This is a genomic window from Sneathiella sp., assembly GCF_002694385.1.
In the GTDB taxonomy this organism is placed as follows: Bacteria; Pseudomonadota; Alphaproteobacteria; order Sneathiellales; family Sneathiellaceae; genus Sneathiella.
Genome location: NZ_NZMB01000018.1, coordinates 158,734 through 174,173 on the forward strand (window position 1 = coordinate 158,734; position 15,440 = coordinate 174,173).

Genomic DNA, 15,440 nt, shown 5'->3' on the forward strand with positions numbered 1-15,440 from the left:
TATATTTTGACAACTCACGCCCCATCCCGTTTCGGCGGAATTGAATAGGTTGCCGTGACATGAGCGACCGGATCATCGGAAGCCTCTGAAAAGAGGCCGAATTCCCCGACGGCCAGCGCCTTGCCGAGCTTCAGCAGTCGCCCCTTTGCAGTCATCTTGCCCGGCACGGGCTTGCGCAGGAAATTGATATTGAGGCTGGTGGTGACGGCTAGGGCCACAGGCCCGATCTGCGCCAGCAACAGCATATACATGGCCGCATCGGCCAGTTCCATCATCGTCGGGCCCGACACGGTACCGCCCGGCCGCAGGTGTCGATCCGCCGTCCGCATAGAGATGATGATGCTGTCATCATCCACATGCTCCACTTTCAAATTCATATGGCCGATTTGCGGAAAAGTATCCCGGTTGAATTGCTCAAGCATCTCGGCGGTCATGATGGGCACGGGTGGTTTCTCCTTCTTTAATATCGTTGAGAGAGGATAACCACCCCCAATTCACCCGGCAAGAGAAAGCACCCGGGCGACATGCCTTTTCATTGGAAAATCACAGATACCCGTTGATCCGGGCCGAGAAAGGATTAAGCTGTTGACAGATTATCAACAAGCAGCAGGGAACAGGCATGCCAGCGAAGGAAGCGTCGCGGGGGAACAATCACAGGATCATCGATATGACCGTCAGAGATCATGTCGCGACCCTGACGCTGAATGATCCGGCGAGCCGCAATTCTCTCTCCCGCGAAATGATGACGCAGCTACAGGAAAATCTCGACGCCATCGCGGCGGACAAAAATATCCATGTGTTAATCCTCCGCGCCGAAGGGCCGGTCTTTTCCTCCGGGCATAACCTCCGTGAAGTACAGGGCATGGCGCGGGATGAAACACTCGCTGAACTGTTTGATCAGTGCAGCAAGATGATGCAGGCGATTGTTCATCTGCCGCAGCCGGTGATTGCCCGCATAGACGGCATGGTGACAGCGGCCGGCACACAGCTGGTCGCCTCCTGCGACCTGGCCTATGCTTCTGAAAATTCGAAATTCGCCACATCAGGGATCAATTTCGGATTATTCTGTTCAACGCCCGGCGTCGCGCTTGGCCGCAATGTTTCCCCTAAGCATGCCATGGAAATGCTGCTCTCCGGTGACTTCATCAATGCCAACCGCGCAAGGGAGATTGGACTGATCAACGTCGCCCTGCCCGCCGACAAGCTGGATGCGCATATCCATACCATGGCGCAAAATATCGCCGCGAAATCGCCGGTGGTCGTAAAAATGGGCAAAGCCGCCTTCTATCAACAGCTTTCCCTCCCCCTCGATGAGGCCTATTCACTTACCTCCGGGGTGATGGTTGAGAATATGCGCACCCATGACGCCGCCGAAGGGCTGACCGCGTTTTTTGAAAAGCGCACGCCAGAGTGGCGGGGAGAATAATATATGAACCATGACAGCTACACCGACGATTATATCGTCGGCATTTTCAATGACGTCAAAAGCATTGCCGTTGTCGGCATGAGTGCGGACCCGACACGGGCCAGCCATTATGTCGCGGTGTTTCTGAAATCTCAGGGCTATCGGATCATTCCGGTCAACCCGGGACTTGCGGGGGAAAAACTCATCGGTGAGGCGGTTTACGCCTCTCTCCGGGACATCCCGGAGCCTGTCGATATGGTGGATTGTTTCCGGGTGTCGGAGGACATCCCACCCATCGTCGAGGATGCCATTGCCATCAATGCCAAAGTTGTCTGGATGCAGATCGGCATTCGCAACGATGCCGCGGCTGCCGCGGCGGAAGCGGCGGGGATGAAAGTGGTGATGAACCGATGTCCGAAGGTAGAAATCGGCCGGCTTGGCCACCGGATCACCGTCCGGAGCTGACGGCCAGCAACAATAACAACCAACATTATCATCCAGAGTAGGGAATAATCATGAGCAACCAGAAATTCGAAACGCTTGCCGTCCATGCCGGCGCCGTGCCGGACCCGACCACCAAGGCGCGGGTCACCCCCATCTATCAAACCGCCTCTTACGTGTTTGATGACGCGGATCACGCCGCATCCCTATTTAACCTTCAGGCCTTCGGCAATATCTATTCGCGCCTGACCAACCCGACCAATGGCGTCCTGGAAGAGCGGATCACGGCCCTTGAAGGCGGCGCGACCAGCCTCGCAGTCGCCTCCGGCCATGCGGCGCAGATGATTGCGCTGCATACGCTGATGGACAATGGCGATGAATTTCTCGCCTCCACCAAGCTCTATGGCGGCTCCATCAACCAGTTCAGCCATTCCTTCAAGAAGTTCGGCTGGAATGCCATTTTTGTCGATCCGACAGACCCGCAGGATTTCAAAAAGGCACTAACGCCGAAATGCAAGGCGATCTTTATCGAAAGCCTCGCCAATCCGGGCGGCATCGTGACGGATATTGAGGCAATCGCCAAAATTGCCCATGAGGCAGGCATTCCGCTTATCGTCGATAACACGCTGGCGACGCCATATCATTGCCGTCCGATCGAGTTCGGCGCCGACATCGTTGTGCATTCAGCGACAAAATTCCTCGGCGGGCATGGCAATTCCATCGGCGGACTGATCGTCGATGGTGGCAAATTTGACTGGAGCGCCTCTGACAAATTCCCGACGCTCAGCAAGCCGAACCCGTCCTATCACGACATGGTTTTTCATGAGGCGTTCGGCAATATCGCTTTCGGCATCGCTTGCCGGGCGCTGGGCCTGCGCGACCTTGGGCCCGCCCTCTCCCCTTTCAATGCTTTCATGATCCTGACCGGCATCGAGACGCTGGCACTGCGCATGGAGCGGCACAGCGCCAACACCCTTGCCGTCGCCAAACATCTGAAGGGCCATGACAAGGTATCCTGGGTGTCCTATGCAGGGCTTGAGGGTGACGCCTATTACAAGCTCGGCCAAAAATACCTCTCCGGCGGGGCCGGGGCAGTCCTGACCTTCGGTGTCAAGGGCGGCTATGAAGCAGGCAAGAAGATTGTGGAGAGCGTCGAGCTGTTCTCCCACCTCGCCAATATCGGCGACACCCGCAGCCTAATCATCCATCCGAGCTCGACCACCCACCGCCAGCTCAGCGAAGATCAGCAGAAAGCGGCCGGCGCCGGCCCCGATGTGGTGCGCCTCTCCGTCGGGATCGAAAATGTCGCCGATATTATCGCCGATCTAGATCAGGCCCTGGCCAAGCTCTGACCAGTCCTGCCATACGATGAAACTGTCCGTCTATTCGTAGACGGACAGTTCGATCAGATTGAGATCAGGATCACGCACATAGATTGACGTGATCGGCCCTCTCGCGCCCGTGCGGACAACCGGGCCCATCAGGATAGACACCCCGGCAGCCTCAAGCCGGGCCGCCATCGTCTCCAGCTCTCCCTCGATAATGAAGCACAGATCCGCCGTCCCTGGCCGGGCAAGATGCGCTTTCGGCTCAAACTCATGCCCGGCCAGATGCAGATTGATCTTCGACGCACCGAAGTGAAGCGCACGCCGTCCCTTTCCCGGCTCCTGATACGTCATCCCAAGTAATGAACAGTAAAACTGCTTCGTTTTGTCAATATCCACAACAGTCAAAACAAAATGATCGAGATTTTTAATCATTTTTCTTGTCTCCCTTCAATATTTAAATTGAATATATTATTCTAATTACTACTTATACGGGACATTAACTAAGCCGGGAAGCAGAATATGAATAAAATCACTCTTGCAGCAGCCGCCATCTTCCTTGCCCTGCCGCTTCTGGCGCAGGCCAAGGATGGCACCGTGACTGCCGCCGTCGGCTGGAATAACAGCGCCGGTTTCCAGACTTCCTATGACATCAGTTCCAAAGCGGCAATCGCCGACCTTATCGAGAAGAAGGAGAATGGATATTACGACCAGTGGAAACGCCCGATCAACTATAATACCTATATCGGCGCACAGGTGACCACCATTGGCGCGCAGACGATCTTTCAGGACAGCAACCTCGACAACGTCATCGTCACCACGACCAACTGCGGCGAGGTAGTTAGCGCCACCTCTGTCAAATCCGCTGACAGCAATCAAATCAACGTCACAGGCAGCGGCTGCAACGTCACCACCAACAATATGAGCAATCCAAATGAATACTACCCTTATTAAGGTCGTCCTTGCACCGCTTTTTATTTCCGGTTGCATCGCGACCAGCGGTGAGAATGTGACATTGATCAAGGGACCACCGGTGGAGACCGTGCAAACGCCCTATGATCGTCTGGTTGGCTGTATCGCGGCGGCTCATCCGATGCGGGGCGTCTGGGCCGTTGGCGATATCGTCGATGCCACCGGAAAATTCAGCGCCGAATATGCCGGGACCGGAAAATATATCACGCAAGGGGCAGGCGACATGATGCAGACGACTTTGTTGCAGGCAAAGGCGGAAACCATCGTCAACCGCCGTGATCCCCGCCCGCTTCTCGCGGAAATCAACCTCGGCATTCGCAATCCGAAAAATTTGATGGTGATGGATTACTATATTACCGGCTCCATCAATACCCTCGATTTCATTCCCGGGGCCGCTGCGGAGGTGACGGTTGCGGGTATCGGCCCGCGCTATCGCCAGAACCGCGCCGTGGTCGGGCTGGATCTGCATCTGACCGAGGCGGGAACCTCCCGCGTGCTGGCGGCGACGCAGATCTCGAAGCAGATCTACGCCGATGAGGCAGGCTTCGGCATTGGCCGCTTCTTTGGCGATACGCTAGTCAATCTCGACATATCGGGTCAGAACCGCGAACCGCTCCAGCTCTCGCTTCGCGCCATGCTGCAATTCGGTCTGTATGAGATGCTGGCGCAGCTTAATCCCGGACTGCGCCCTCAGTGCCAGCCCATCGTCGAGGCGATTGAGGGGGTTGAAGATAATTCATAACAAGAAGCAACCGGACAGGTTGCCTGTCATAACGTTAGCTCATTTCATGAAGGAATATTGAATGAAGAAGATGATTATCGGCGCATTCGCGCTTTCTCTGATGGCGGCTCCGGCTCTTGCCGACAGCACGATCGACACTGGTTCCATTACCTCCGGTGACGGTCATGTCGGTTTTAACTATTCGGAAGTCAGCGTCTCCGGTGGCAATCATATCATCACGACAAATGGCAACTATTCCGCCAATTTCGGATCGATCAACGCCGGGCATGTGGTTAACATCACCAGCTATACCAACTCCGATATCGGCGCGCCGTCGCTAACCTTGCCGGCAGCGAGTGAGGCCTTCGAGATGCCGGAAATCAGCCTGTACACCACAGGCACCACGGCCGTTGGCGCGACCACCTATTACGAATCCGGCTTCAGCCCGGTGATCACGCTCGGTAATGGCATTGTCGAACCGTTACTTGAGGAAGAAGTCAGCTTCTGATCCATAAGTGCCTCCGCCGTCCGATATCTGCGGGCGGCGGATCAACCTGCGCACCGTTCACCCGGCGAGCACGCCGCCAGCGGATTCCGACTGCCGTCCCCTCGCCCGCACCATATGCAACACATAGACGGCGGCGGCCAGCACCAGCATACCCCCCGCCTGATGCTTCGCCCCCAGATGCACCGGCACAACATAGAGCAGTGTCAGAATACCGATAGCAACCTGCAACAGGATCAGCACGAGCAGGAGCGTGACGCCCCGACGAAGGGGCGCGTCCGTATCCTCGCCCCGGCTGATGAGATACAGCCAGATACCGGCGATCAGGATGGCATAGCCCAACATACGATGGACGAACTGGATCGTTGCCGGATTTTCCAGGAAATTATGGAACCACGGCTGCAACTCCATGCCGCCCGGTGGGAAAAACTGCCCGCCCATCATCGGCCAGTCGGTATAGATAAAGCCCGCATTCAGCCCCGCGACAAAGCCGCCAACAAGGATTTGCAGAATAATCAGGCCCATCAGAAAATAGCTTGTCTGCCGCACCCGCGCACTCACCATGGCAGGCGCTTGCGTGCGATCCGACAGATCGAAAATGGTCCAGAGCAGCGCGGCGAAAATCAGGCTCGCCAGCCCCAGATGCGCCGTCAGGCGATAATGGCTGACATCGGGATGATCGACAAGGCCGCTCATCACCATGAACCAGCCCATACCACCCTGCGCCGCGCCGAGCAGGAAAAGAAACGCCAGCCGCGGGATGAGCCCGCGCGGGATTTTCCGAAACAGCAGCAGCAGCACAAAAGGCACGAAGAAGGCCAGGCCGATCACACGCCCCAGCACCCGATGCGCATATTCAAAGGCGTAGATGCCCTTAAAATCATCGAGGCTCATGCCCTTGTTGATCTTCTGATATTCGGGGAAGCTCTTGTAGCGCTCGAACTCCGCTGTCCAGGCCTCCTGCGTCAGGGGCGGCAGCCAGCCCGTCACCGGCTTCCATTCCGTCATGGAGAGGCCGGAATTGGTGAGCCGCGTGACGCCGCCGAGCACGATCATGGCAAAGACCAGCACGGCCACCACCGTCAGCCAGACAATCACCAGCTTGCGCCCGTCACGGCTTTTCCGGCCCTGATCCAGCGCCGCGCCCGGAACGACGCCCTTTTCCATATCCATTGTCATGGCCCGCAAAATAGCCGAATTTCCCGCGATGGCAATATCCGACGGCCAAATGCGGCACTCCGTCGCAGGGGTGACGGTGGATAGCTTGCCAAACCAGTAGATACTTGCATTGCGGGAATAATTGCCAGATATTTTAGGGCATGGATCATCTTAGAAAATGGTTTGCAAGACCGCTGGACGAGGGCGTCACCGCATTTGGCTGGCTCGCCTTGATAGTTGGCGGAGGGCTGGCTTTATCTTTTTTCGTCCCATGGATTTGGTCAGAAGTAGACGGCAACGAAGGCAAAGGCGCTTTCCTTGGCGCATTAATTGGCTTTTCAGGTCTTATTTATGTTGCACACATTACGGGACGGCAAAATAGTAACGCTTTGGTCGAGCAGGCGGAAATAGACAGAAAAAACAAAGAAGTAGCTGAAGCAGAAAAAAAGGAACAACAGCTAGCCTACGTCATTGGTGCAATTAAAATAACATATGCCGAGGAGAAGATATTAATTGGCCGGCTCACCCATGCGTATGGCCTAATACTCAAGGGAGAAGCTTTACCATTAAGTCTGTTGGCAGATGCGTTAGATAATGAAAACTTTGGTCATATACATCTATCAGACTACAAATTGTTATTCGGACTTGATAGTAAGATCATACAGTTAGCGTTACACACAGCTCTAGTGTTTTCTGAACAAAAAACAACAATGAGCAAATATCGCGAAAATATTGAATTTGACAGACTCGTATTTCGCAATTTCCTTGAAAATACACTAATTTCTGTACAGTCACTCTATCTATTACTGAAAGAGATAGCGGGAGTTCAGGACGACTCTGAATTCCTAAATGACACACTAAATGAGATAGAAGAATCCGCAAGAACTATACAGCTTATGTTGCAAAAATATCAGCCGCCTCCAACCCACTAAAAAAGCCCCGAAACTGCATGGTTTCGAGGCTTTTTACATTGGTCGGGCAGGCCGGATTTGAACCGACGACCCCTTCACCCCCAGTGAAGTGCGCTACCAGGCTGCGCTACTGCCCGTCATGTCCTGATGGGGCCATTCCGGCCCAAGGCTGGCGCACTATACTGAGCGCCGCAGGGAATGGCAACGCCCGTTATGCCGATCGGGCGTTATTTTTTAAAGGAGATGAAAGACACGCAAATCCGGGCGGAAACCGCCATCTGCATCGTGCTCCCGCCTCCTCTGTCAGGCCAGCATTTCCTTCAGCGCCTTGAGATCTGCGAGCACGCCGCGGAGCTGGGCCTTCGCGTCATCGGAAAGCGGCCCCTCGGTCGTTGCCGCCGGGTCATTGGCTGCGCGGACAAGCGCCGGATTCCCCTCCGACCGGGTGGCGGAAATGAGCGCGTCCACATTGTCGATGCGCCCGCCCTGCTCTTTCAGCAGTTTCTGCGCCCCGCGAATGGTGAAGCCATGCTTGTAGAGAAGGTCGCGAATACCGCGGATCAGCTCGACATCGGAGGGACGATAATACCGCCGCCCGCCGCCGCGCTTGAGCGGTTTGACGACCTTGAATTTCGTCTCCCAGAAACGCAGGACATGCTGCGGCACGTCGAGCTCTTCCGACACCTCGCTGATGGTGCGGAACGCCTCTGCCGACTTTTCCCGTTTTTCCGCCTCTCTCGCCACCTTATGCGCCACCGTTACCCTTGTTGATCTTGTCCTTCAGGACATGGGAGGCACGGAAGACAAGAACCCGGCGCGGATTGATCGGCACTTCTTCTCCGGTCTTCGGATTACGACCCACGCGGCCCGTCTTCTGACGGACCTGAAGGCTCCCGAAGGAGGAAATCTTTACTGTTTCACCGGCCACCAGCCGGTCTGCGATTTCGGACAGGACTGCTTCGACATGTTCAGCGGATTCGTTGCGTGACAACCCCACTTCCTGATAAACAGCCTCCGCCAAATTCGCTCTGGTCAATGTATTTTTCGTCATGATGATACCCCGTTAGTCTCTACAGGATTATCAAAGCAAGGGGACGCGTCAATCAGAAAGCGGCGATTTGGGCCTGCAAGCTGAAGAAAAGCCGGTTTTTTGGCAAAAACGGTCGATAACCGATTGAAATTGATCAGGGAATTAGCAATGGAAAAGCCTTCGCGCCAGAGAGATTCGCGATTCCTCCCGCCCTTACCAGCGAACCAGCGCCGAGCCCCAGGTAAATCCGCCGCCCATCGCCTCCAGCAACAGAAGCTGCCCCCGCTTTATCCGTCCGTCGCGCACGGCTTCATCCAGCGCGAGCGGCACAGATGCAGCCGAAGTATTGCCATGTTTTTCAACGGTTAGAACTACTTTCTCAGGATCGAGTTTAAGTTTCTTACCGGTTCCATCGATGATCCGCTTATTGGCCTGATGGGGAATTAGCCAGTCAATGTCAGAGGTTTCGAGCCCCGTCGCCTCGAGCGCCTCATGGACCACGCTGGCGAGGTTGGTGACGGCATGGCGGAAGACTTCACGCCCCTCCATCCGCAGATAACCGGTCGTCCGCGTCGAGGACGGGCCACCGTCCACATAAAGGAGGTCATGCTTTTCCCCGTCTGAATGCAGATGGGTGGTGAGGATGCCGCGATCATCGGACGTTCCAGCCCCGTCCATCGCCTCCAACACAATGGCGCCCGCGCCATCGCCGAAGAGGACGCAGGTGGTGCGATCCTCCCAGTCGAGAATGCGCGAAAAGGTTTCCGCCCCGATGACGAGCGCGCGTTTCGCCTGACCGGCCTTGATGAAATTATCCGCCGTCGCCAGCGCGAACAGAAAGCCGCTACACACTGCCTGCACATCGAAGGCGTAGCCGCGCGACATGCCGAGGTTCTTTTGCACGACCGTCGCACTGGCCGGGAAGGTTTCATCCGGCGTTGCAGTGGCAAGCACAATCAAGTCGATGTCATCGGCCTTGAGGCCGCCCATTTCCAGCGCCGCCCGCGCCGCATGGGTCGCAAGATCGGAGGTCAACTCCCCCTCAGCCGCGATATGACGTTGGCGAATGCCGGAGCGGGCGACGATCCACTCATCGGATGTATCGACCATTTTGGCCAGCTCATCATTGGTCAGGATGCGTTTGGGGAGATACGATCCGGTGGCGGTAATAACTGAACGACGCATGGGTTTCCTGTTCTAACCGGCATCCTTGACGGTGTCTGTGGCTTCAACGGACGTGGCTAACTTTTTCGAAGACGGGACAGCGCCCTCACGCTGATTTTCCCCGCTATCAAAACTGGAAGCATTATTGCTCATTTTCTCCGCCATATCAAAGGTCTCGAAATTTGAGCGCATTTTCTCGATCATATCATCGGATACCATTTCAATGGCAACCCCGATGGCGTTGGCGAAGCCGGTTTCATCCGTGCCGCCATGGCTTTTCACGCAGAGGCCGTTCAGACCCAGCAATACGCCGCCATTATAGGCGCGCGGGTCCAGCCTTTCCTTCAGGATGTTCAGACCGCCGCGGGCAAAAAGATAGCCGATCTTTGACATCAGGGAGCTGCGGAAACCGGCCCGTAGAAAATCAGTGAACAGCCGGACCACCCCTTCGGCAGTCTTGAGTGCGACATTGCCGGTAAAGCCGTCCGTCACAATCACATCGACAACGCCGCGGGTGATATCGTCCCCCTCGACAAAGCCATGATAATCAAAGGGCGGGTTTTCAATGGCCTTCAGCCGCTCCCCCGCCTCGCGGATGGTATCGTTGCCTTTCAGGTCCTCGATCCCGACATTGAGCAGCGCAACCCGCGGCGGCACACGGCCCAGAACGGCGCGGGCAAAATCGGCCCCCATGAAGGCGAACTGTACAAGATTGTCGGCATCGCACTCCACATTGGCGCCCAGATCGAGCATAACCGTCTCACCGCGCGGCGAGGGCAGCACGGAGGCAATGGCCGGGCGGTCAATGCCCGCCATCATACGCAGGGAAATCTTCGCCATTGCCATCAGCGCGCCGGTATTCCCGGCCGAGACAATGGCCCCCGCCTCTCCATTGCGCACAGCGTCAATGGCAAGGCGCATACTGCTCTTGCGGCCCTTGCGAAGCGCCTGGCTGGGCTTGTCCTCGGATTTGACAGCCTCATCGGTGTGGCGAAGCTCACAAAGCGCGCGAACAGATGGATACGCCCGCAGGAGTGGTTCCAGCCGCGCCTGATCGCCGAACAAAAGATACCGGGCCTTGGGAAACTGCACACGCACAATATCAATGCCCTTAATAACGATGTCAGGAGCGTGATCTCCTCCCATCGCATCAAGGGCAATGACAATATTATCGGGCATATTTATATCCGGGTCCGGCTGTCCTGGTCAGCAGACGCCGATCAGAGGATTTCGCTCGTTTCCAGGACCTCACGGTCACCATAATGACCGCAGGAGGAGCAGATATGGTGTGAACGCTTCATTTCGCCGCAGTTCGGGCATTCCTGAACCTGCGTGCCAACCAGCGCATCATGAGCCCGGCGCATGTTGCGCTTGGATTTGGTGGTTTTCCTTTTTGGTACTGCCATTTTCCTAGTCTTTCACTTCAGTGCCCTGCCGCGGCGGGGCGGTATCAAAATCCACAGTGAGATGAAACGCCTCTACTCTTCATATCACTTCTTGTTCATCAAGTCCTTCAAATTTGCAAAGGGTTTGTGCACCCCCTGCTCTTGTTTGGCCCTCTCCAGGGTTTCTTCGTTATCCATCAGCTCTGGCGCGTCCGCGCTACGCGGATAGGGGTCAAGCGCAAGCGCGATCTGTTCCGTTATCATATCCGCCAGATTCAGGCGACTGCCCACAATCAGCTCCGGCAAATCCGGCTCTTCCATGCCAACGACTTTTTCCGCCTCCTCGATCACGAGGTCACCGGGGTCGAAGGTGTAGAACACCGTAAATTCCACGTCAATCGCCTGCGAGACCGGTTCTAACGTCACCACACAGGCCTGGGTCGCCGTTGCCGTCAAACGTCCCGTCAGCTCGATCTGCCCGCTGGCGCCGCGCCGGGACAGCGATCCGCGCGCATGGACATCAGAAACCCCTTCAATATCAAGGGACTTAGCCAGCGCCGCGTTTTCCGATTCTGTCGCAACGACATCGAAAGTCATGGGCTCTCTCCCCAGACGTTCGACATTAATCCACCGCGCGAAATCTCCGCCGGTCTCCTGCATTGCGACAATTCCTTTCAAAACCCGCACCCGTTTGGCCCGCAGGAGCGATCCGGCGGGCAGGCGATTCGAAGGCGCGAAAATACTGGTTTCGCCGTCTGCGGTCAATGTTTTTGTCGCCCGGCTAAAATCCCGCAGCGGAAGCGGCCTTTTCCATCCTTCGGATCATCAGATTGTGCGCCTCACTCCTCCGGTACCGGGCCGAAATCAGCCCGCCCGGCCAGCAGCGGCGCAGCACCGACGGCCGTCATATATGCATCCGCCGACCGCACATAATCGGCCAACAGCCTGACAGCCGCATCCGGCACTTCCTCCGCCGTGCCGTAGTGATTGCGCCGCAGCGCATCTTCCAGCGGCTCCGCCCCGCCATCCAGCGCCGCGTCATATGCCGCCACCCGGCCATAGAAGGCTTTGGCCATCTTCTTGATATGCTTGCCGACACTGAGATCGCCAATTCCGATTTCGCGCAGGCTCTGATCCATATCGGCGAACATCTGATCAAACAACGTCTGAGAAAGTTTCTGCGCCTGCTCTCCGCCCCGGCGAAGGTGGCGCATGACAAGAAAGGCATGCAGCGTGATCATTTCGAACCGGCCATCGACCGTATCGGGCACGCCCGCCTGCTCATAAAAGACCGGCGTTCGCGCGCGGCGCACGATATCGCCATAAAGCGCGGCCGCCGGTTTTTCCAACGAATGACGGCGAAACAGTCTTGAAAGGATCATACGACTCCCCTGCCCTTGCGGCGCATATCCGGGCGGTGTTCAAAATCTGCCTGCATTTATCAGAAAATTTGACATTTCCCAAGCGTCAGGCCATTTATATGCCTGAATTACGCATTACCGGGTAGATAGTCAACCGAAAGCCGCGCCGATCCATGAACACAGGGAAACTGACGACAGGATTCTGCATTGCCGCCCTCGGGCTTGCCCTCGCGGCCTGCGAACCCATCAAGTCCGATCAGGGCTATCATTTTGATGCGGAACAGGTGGCGCAGCTTCAGGCGGGCGTCACCACCAAGGATATGGTACAGGAGATCATGGGCTCACCCTCCGCCATCACCACCTTTCAAACTGAAGGCGATTCCTGGTATTACATCAGCAGCAAAACAGAACATCTCGCCTTCTTTGCAAAGGAAGTGACGGAGCGGGAGATTCTCGTCGTCAAGTTCGATCTCAATGATGTGGTATCAGAGCTTGAAGGTCTTGATCTCACGGCCGGAGAGGAAGTCCAGATTGTCGAGCGGGAAACTCCGACCGGCGGCCGCAAGCTCGGCCTTCTGGAGCAGCTTTTCGGCAACCTCGGCCGCTTCAACCAGGGCGGCGAGGGCCAGTAGTAGCGCTGCTCTCTCACATCGGGCAGGCTCAAGCAAAGCCGCCTTCCCGCGTCAGCATATATTCAGAAGTAAAAACCCCCGGCCCAAAAGCCGGGGGTCGTTTTATCCGCTCTGCTCTGCTGCTTAATGGGCCAGAGAGGCCAGCAACAGCAGTGCGATGATGTTGGTGATCTTGATCATCGGATTGACAGCGGGACCCGCTGTATCCTTGTAAGGATCGCCGACGGTATCGCCGGTGACCGCCGCCGCATGGGCATCCGTGCCCTTGCCGCCATGATGGCCATCCTCGATATACTTCTTGGCGTTATCCCAGGCACCGCCGCCCGCCGTCATGGAGACGGCAACGAACAGCCCCGTGATGATCACACCGAGCAGCATGGCCCCCACTGTCGCGAAGGCCGCCGATTTGTCGGCAATGAACATCATGACAAAGAACACCACGATGGGCGCCAGCAGCGGCAGGAGGGACGGAATGATCATCTCCTTGATCGCGGCCCGCGTCAGCATATCCACCGCGCGGCCATAATCGGGCTTGCCCGTGCCTTCCATGATGCCGGGGATTTCCTTGAACTGGCGCCGCACTTCGCGCACGACGGAACCCGCCGCGCGACCGACCGCCATCATGCCCATGGCCCCGAACAGATAGGGCAGCAGCCCGCCCAGGATCAGCCCGACCACGATGTACGGATTTTTCAGACTGAAATCGAGGGTCACGCCCTGGAAGAAGCTGAACTGATCCGCCGTTGCGTTGGCAATGAAGTAAGTCAGATCCTCCGTATACGCAGCGAACAGCACCAGCGCGCCGAGACCGGCGGAGCCGATGGCATAACCCTTGGTCACCGCCTTGGTGGTATTGCCAACGGCATCGAGCGCATCGGTGGTCTTGCGCACCTCATCGTCCATCTCCGCCATTTCGGCGATACCGCCGGCGTTATCGGTGACGGGCCCGTAAGCGTCGAGTGCAACGATCATTCCGGCCAGCGCCAGCATGGTCGTCACCGCAATGGCAATGCCGAACAGCGCCGCGAGGTTATAGGAAACGATGATCCCGGCCACGATGATGATCGCGGGAACTGCCGTTGCCTCCATCGACACGGCGAGGCCCTGGATCACATTGGTGCCATGCCCGGTTTCGGACGCGGCCGCAATGCTGCGCACGGGGCGATATTCTGTCGAGGTATAATATTCGGTAATCCAGATCAAAAGCCCGGTCACCACCAACCCGACAATACCGCAGAAAAACAGGCTCCATCCCGTAAACTGAGTAGCGCCGATGTTATAGACAGTGTTCATCCCCACGGTGAACTGGGTAATCGGCCAGAGCGCAAGGGCGGACAGAACCGTCGTGACGATAAAGCCCTTGTAGAGCGCGCCCATGATATTGTTGCTCGCCCCCAGCTTGACAAAGAAGGTGCCGATGATGGAAGTGATAATGCACACCCCGCCAATCATCAGCGGATAGGCCATCATCGCCGCATCGCCCGTGAAATAGATGGACGCCAGAACCATGGTGGCCACAACCGTCACGGCATAGGTTTCGAACAAATCGGCGGCCATACCGGCGCAGTCGCCGACATTGTCCCCCACGTTGTCGGCAATCACAGCCGGGTTGCGGGGGTCATCTTCGGGGATACCCGCCTCGACCTTGCCAACCAGATCGGCGCCCACATCGGCGCCCTTGGTGAAGATGCCACCGCCCAGACGGGCGAAGATGGAGATCAGCGATGCACCCAGGCTGAGAGCCACAAGACTGTCAACGATGCCGCGCCCCGTCACGCCGGAGGCCAGCAGATACCCATAGTAGCCCGCCACCGCAAGCAGGGCGAGACCAACCACCAGAAGCCCGGTAACGGCGCCTGCCATGAAAGAAACACTAAGGCCTTCTTTCAGGCTTTTCGCCGCCGCCGCCGCCGTCCGCACATTGGCGCGCACCGACACATTCATCCCGATAAAGCCCGCCGCGCCAGAAAGAACGGCGCCAATGGCAAAGCCGATGGCCACATTCAGATCCATGAGAAAGAAGAGAAGGACAAAAATCACGACCCCGACAAGACCGATGGTCAGATACTGCCGGTTCAGATAGGCAGATGCCCCTTCCTGAATGGCGGCGGCAATGTCCTGCATCTTCTGCGTGCCCGCATCATGCGAGATCACTGCGCGCGCCGCATAGGCACCATAGCCGAGCGCAATCAGCCCGCAAATGATCGGAATCCAAATTACTACTGACATTATTCTAAAACCCCCTGATTGTTACGAACCCGCCATGACGCGCATGGCCCTTTTTTATTATAGGCCTTTGGGGCATCCCGGACCGGTCTGTTCTTACCCCCTTAATATCGGTCGGAAAGCCGGATGCCGGATAAGCCCGCAGGCGGCAGAATATAGTATCCAACTAATTTAGTATATTATATTTCAACATTTTTTTTCGAT

The 15,440-nt window shown here is 56.7% G+C and carries 19 protein-coding genes and 1 tRNA gene; 8 read left to right on the forward strand and 12 right to left on the reverse strand.

Annotated elements, in window-relative coordinates; genetic code table 11:
• Positions 1-14: 14 nt before the first annotated feature.
• Positions 15-434: a PaaI family thioesterase gene (locus CMN55_RS12770; protein ID WP_293950260.1), complete on the reverse strand. Its 420-nt coding sequence runs from the start codon at positions 432-434 to the stop codon at positions 15-17.
• A gap of 185 nt (positions 435-619) precedes the next feature.
• On the opposite strand from CMN55_RS12770, the gene CMN55_RS12775 reads away from it, so the two are divergent.
• The 3 genes from CMN55_RS12775 to CMN55_RS12785 are packed head-to-tail and all read left to right on the forward strand — an operon-like array spanning position 620 to position 3,198.
• On the forward strand, positions 620-1,426 hold the full coding sequence (locus CMN55_RS12775) for an enoyl-CoA hydratase (RefSeq protein WP_293950195.1): 807 nt from the start codon (positions 620-622) through the stop codon (positions 1,424-1,426).
• Between the two features lie 3 nt (positions 1,427-1,429).
• Positions 1,430-1,870, forward strand: a complete 441-nt coding sequence (locus CMN55_RS12780; protein WP_293950196.1) for a CoA-binding protein — start codon at positions 1,430-1,432, stop codon at positions 1,868-1,870.
• A 50-nt stretch (positions 1,871-1,920) separates the two neighbouring features.
• Positions 1,921-3,198, forward strand: coding sequence for an O-acetylhomoserine aminocarboxypropyltransferase (locus CMN55_RS12785; RefSeq protein WP_293950197.1), 1,278 nt, complete (start codon positions 1,921-1,923; stop codon positions 3,196-3,198).
• Positions 3,199-3,228: 30 nt separating this feature from the next.
• On the opposite strand, the gene CMN55_RS12790 is transcribed toward CMN55_RS12785, so the two are convergent.
• Positions 3,229-3,606 carry a VOC family protein gene (locus tag CMN55_RS12790; RefSeq protein ID WP_293950198.1) on the reverse strand — a complete coding sequence of 126 codons (378 nt, stop codon included), beginning with the start codon at positions 3,604-3,606 and terminating at the stop codon, positions 3,229-3,231.
• 87 nt (positions 3,607-3,693) lie between these two features.
• On the opposite strand from CMN55_RS12790, the gene CMN55_RS12795 reads away from it, so the two are divergent.
• The 3 genes from CMN55_RS12795 to CMN55_RS12805 all read left to right on the forward strand — a co-directional run bounded on the left by CMN55_RS12795 (position 3,694) and on the right by CMN55_RS12805 (position 5,372).
• Positions 3,694-4,125 (forward strand): hypothetical protein, encoded by a 432-nt coding sequence (locus CMN55_RS12795; protein WP_293950199.1) that lies wholly within the window; start codon positions 3,694-3,696, stop codon positions 4,123-4,125.
• A complete protein-coding gene (locus CMN55_RS12800; protein ID WP_293950200.1) occupies positions 4,106-4,885 on the forward strand; it encodes a CsgG/HfaB family protein in 780 nt (259 codons plus the stop codon). Before CMN55_RS12795 ends, CMN55_RS12800 begins: the two co-directional genes overlap by 20 nt.
• A 61-nt stretch (positions 4,886-4,946) precedes the next feature.
• Positions 4,947-5,372 (forward strand): hypothetical protein, encoded by a 426-nt coding sequence (locus CMN55_RS12805; protein ID WP_293950201.1) that lies wholly within the window; start codon positions 4,947-4,949, stop codon positions 5,370-5,372.
• Between the two features lie 57 nt (positions 5,373-5,429).
• On the opposite strand, the gene CMN55_RS12810 is transcribed toward CMN55_RS12805, so the two are convergent.
• On the reverse strand, positions 5,430-6,542 hold the full coding sequence (locus CMN55_RS12810) for a COX15/CtaA family protein (protein ID WP_293950202.1): 1,113 nt from the start codon (positions 6,540-6,542) through the stop codon (positions 5,430-5,432).
• A 146-nt stretch (positions 6,543-6,688) separates the two neighbouring features.
• On the opposite strand from CMN55_RS12810, the gene CMN55_RS12815 reads away from it, so the two are divergent.
• Positions 6,689-7,459: a hypothetical protein gene (locus tag CMN55_RS12815; protein WP_293950203.1), complete on the forward strand. Its 771-nt coding sequence runs from the start codon at positions 6,689-6,691 to the stop codon at positions 7,457-7,459.
• A gap of 39 nt (positions 7,460-7,498) precedes the next feature.
• Here CMN55_RS12815 and CMN55_RS12820 read toward each other — a convergent pair.
• The 8 genes from CMN55_RS12820 to CMN55_RS12855 form a co-directional block, all read right to left on the reverse strand.
• A tRNA-Pro gene (locus tag CMN55_RS12820) sits at positions 7,499-7,575 on the reverse strand.
• A gap of 166 nt (positions 7,576-7,741) precedes the next feature.
• A complete protein-coding gene (locus CMN55_RS12825; protein ID WP_293950204.1) occupies positions 7,742-8,194 on the reverse strand; it encodes a MerR family transcriptional regulator in 453 nt (150 codons plus the stop codon).
• A complete protein-coding gene (locus CMN55_RS12830; protein ID WP_293950205.1) occupies positions 8,184-8,489 on the reverse strand; it encodes an integration host factor subunit alpha in 306 nt (101 codons plus the stop codon). The genes CMN55_RS12825 and CMN55_RS12830 overlap by 11 nt, the downstream gene beginning before the upstream one ends.
• A gap of 192 nt (positions 8,490-8,681) precedes the next feature.
• Positions 8,682-9,653: a beta-ketoacyl-ACP synthase III gene (locus CMN55_RS12835; protein WP_293950206.1), complete on the reverse strand. Its 972-nt coding sequence runs from the start codon at positions 9,651-9,653 to the stop codon at positions 8,682-8,684.
• A gap of 12 nt (positions 9,654-9,665) precedes the next feature.
• Positions 9,666-10,811: a phosphate acyltransferase PlsX gene (gene plsX / locus CMN55_RS12840; RefSeq protein ID WP_293950207.1), complete on the reverse strand. Its 1,146-nt coding sequence runs from the start codon at positions 10,809-10,811 to the stop codon at positions 9,666-9,668.
• A 41-nt stretch (positions 10,812-10,852) separates the two neighbouring features.
• Entirely contained in the window at positions 10,853-11,038 is a 186-nt protein-coding gene (rpmF, locus tag CMN55_RS12845; RefSeq protein ID WP_293950208.1) for a 50S ribosomal protein L32, read from the reverse strand.
• Positions 11,039-11,122: 84 nt separating this feature from the next.
• The gene (locus tag CMN55_RS12850) at positions 11,123-11,614 is read right to left on the reverse strand and encodes a YceD family protein (protein WP_293950209.1); all 492 of its coding nucleotides are present in this window, start codon (positions 11,612-11,614) and stop codon (positions 11,123-11,125) included.
• A gap of 242 nt (positions 11,615-11,856) precedes the next feature.
• Positions 11,857-12,399, reverse strand: a complete 543-nt coding sequence (locus CMN55_RS12855) for a ubiquinol-cytochrome C chaperone family protein (protein ID WP_293950210.1) — start codon at positions 12,397-12,399, stop codon at positions 11,857-11,859.
• A 152-nt stretch (positions 12,400-12,551) separates the two neighbouring features.
• Here CMN55_RS12855 and CMN55_RS12860 point away from each other — a divergent pair, with 152 nt between their 5' ends.
• The gene (locus CMN55_RS12860) at positions 12,552-13,010 is read left to right on the forward strand and encodes an outer membrane protein assembly factor BamE (protein WP_293950211.1); all 459 of its coding nucleotides are present in this window, start codon (positions 12,552-12,554) and stop codon (positions 13,008-13,010) included.
• Between the two features lie 123 nt (positions 13,011-13,133).
• Here CMN55_RS12860 and CMN55_RS12865 read toward each other — a convergent pair whose 3' ends face one another.
• Positions 13,134-15,239 (reverse strand): sodium-translocating pyrophosphatase, encoded by a 2,106-nt coding sequence (locus CMN55_RS12865; RefSeq protein WP_293950212.1) that lies wholly within the window; start codon positions 15,237-15,239, stop codon positions 13,134-13,136.
• Positions 15,240-15,440 lie beyond the last annotated feature (201 nt).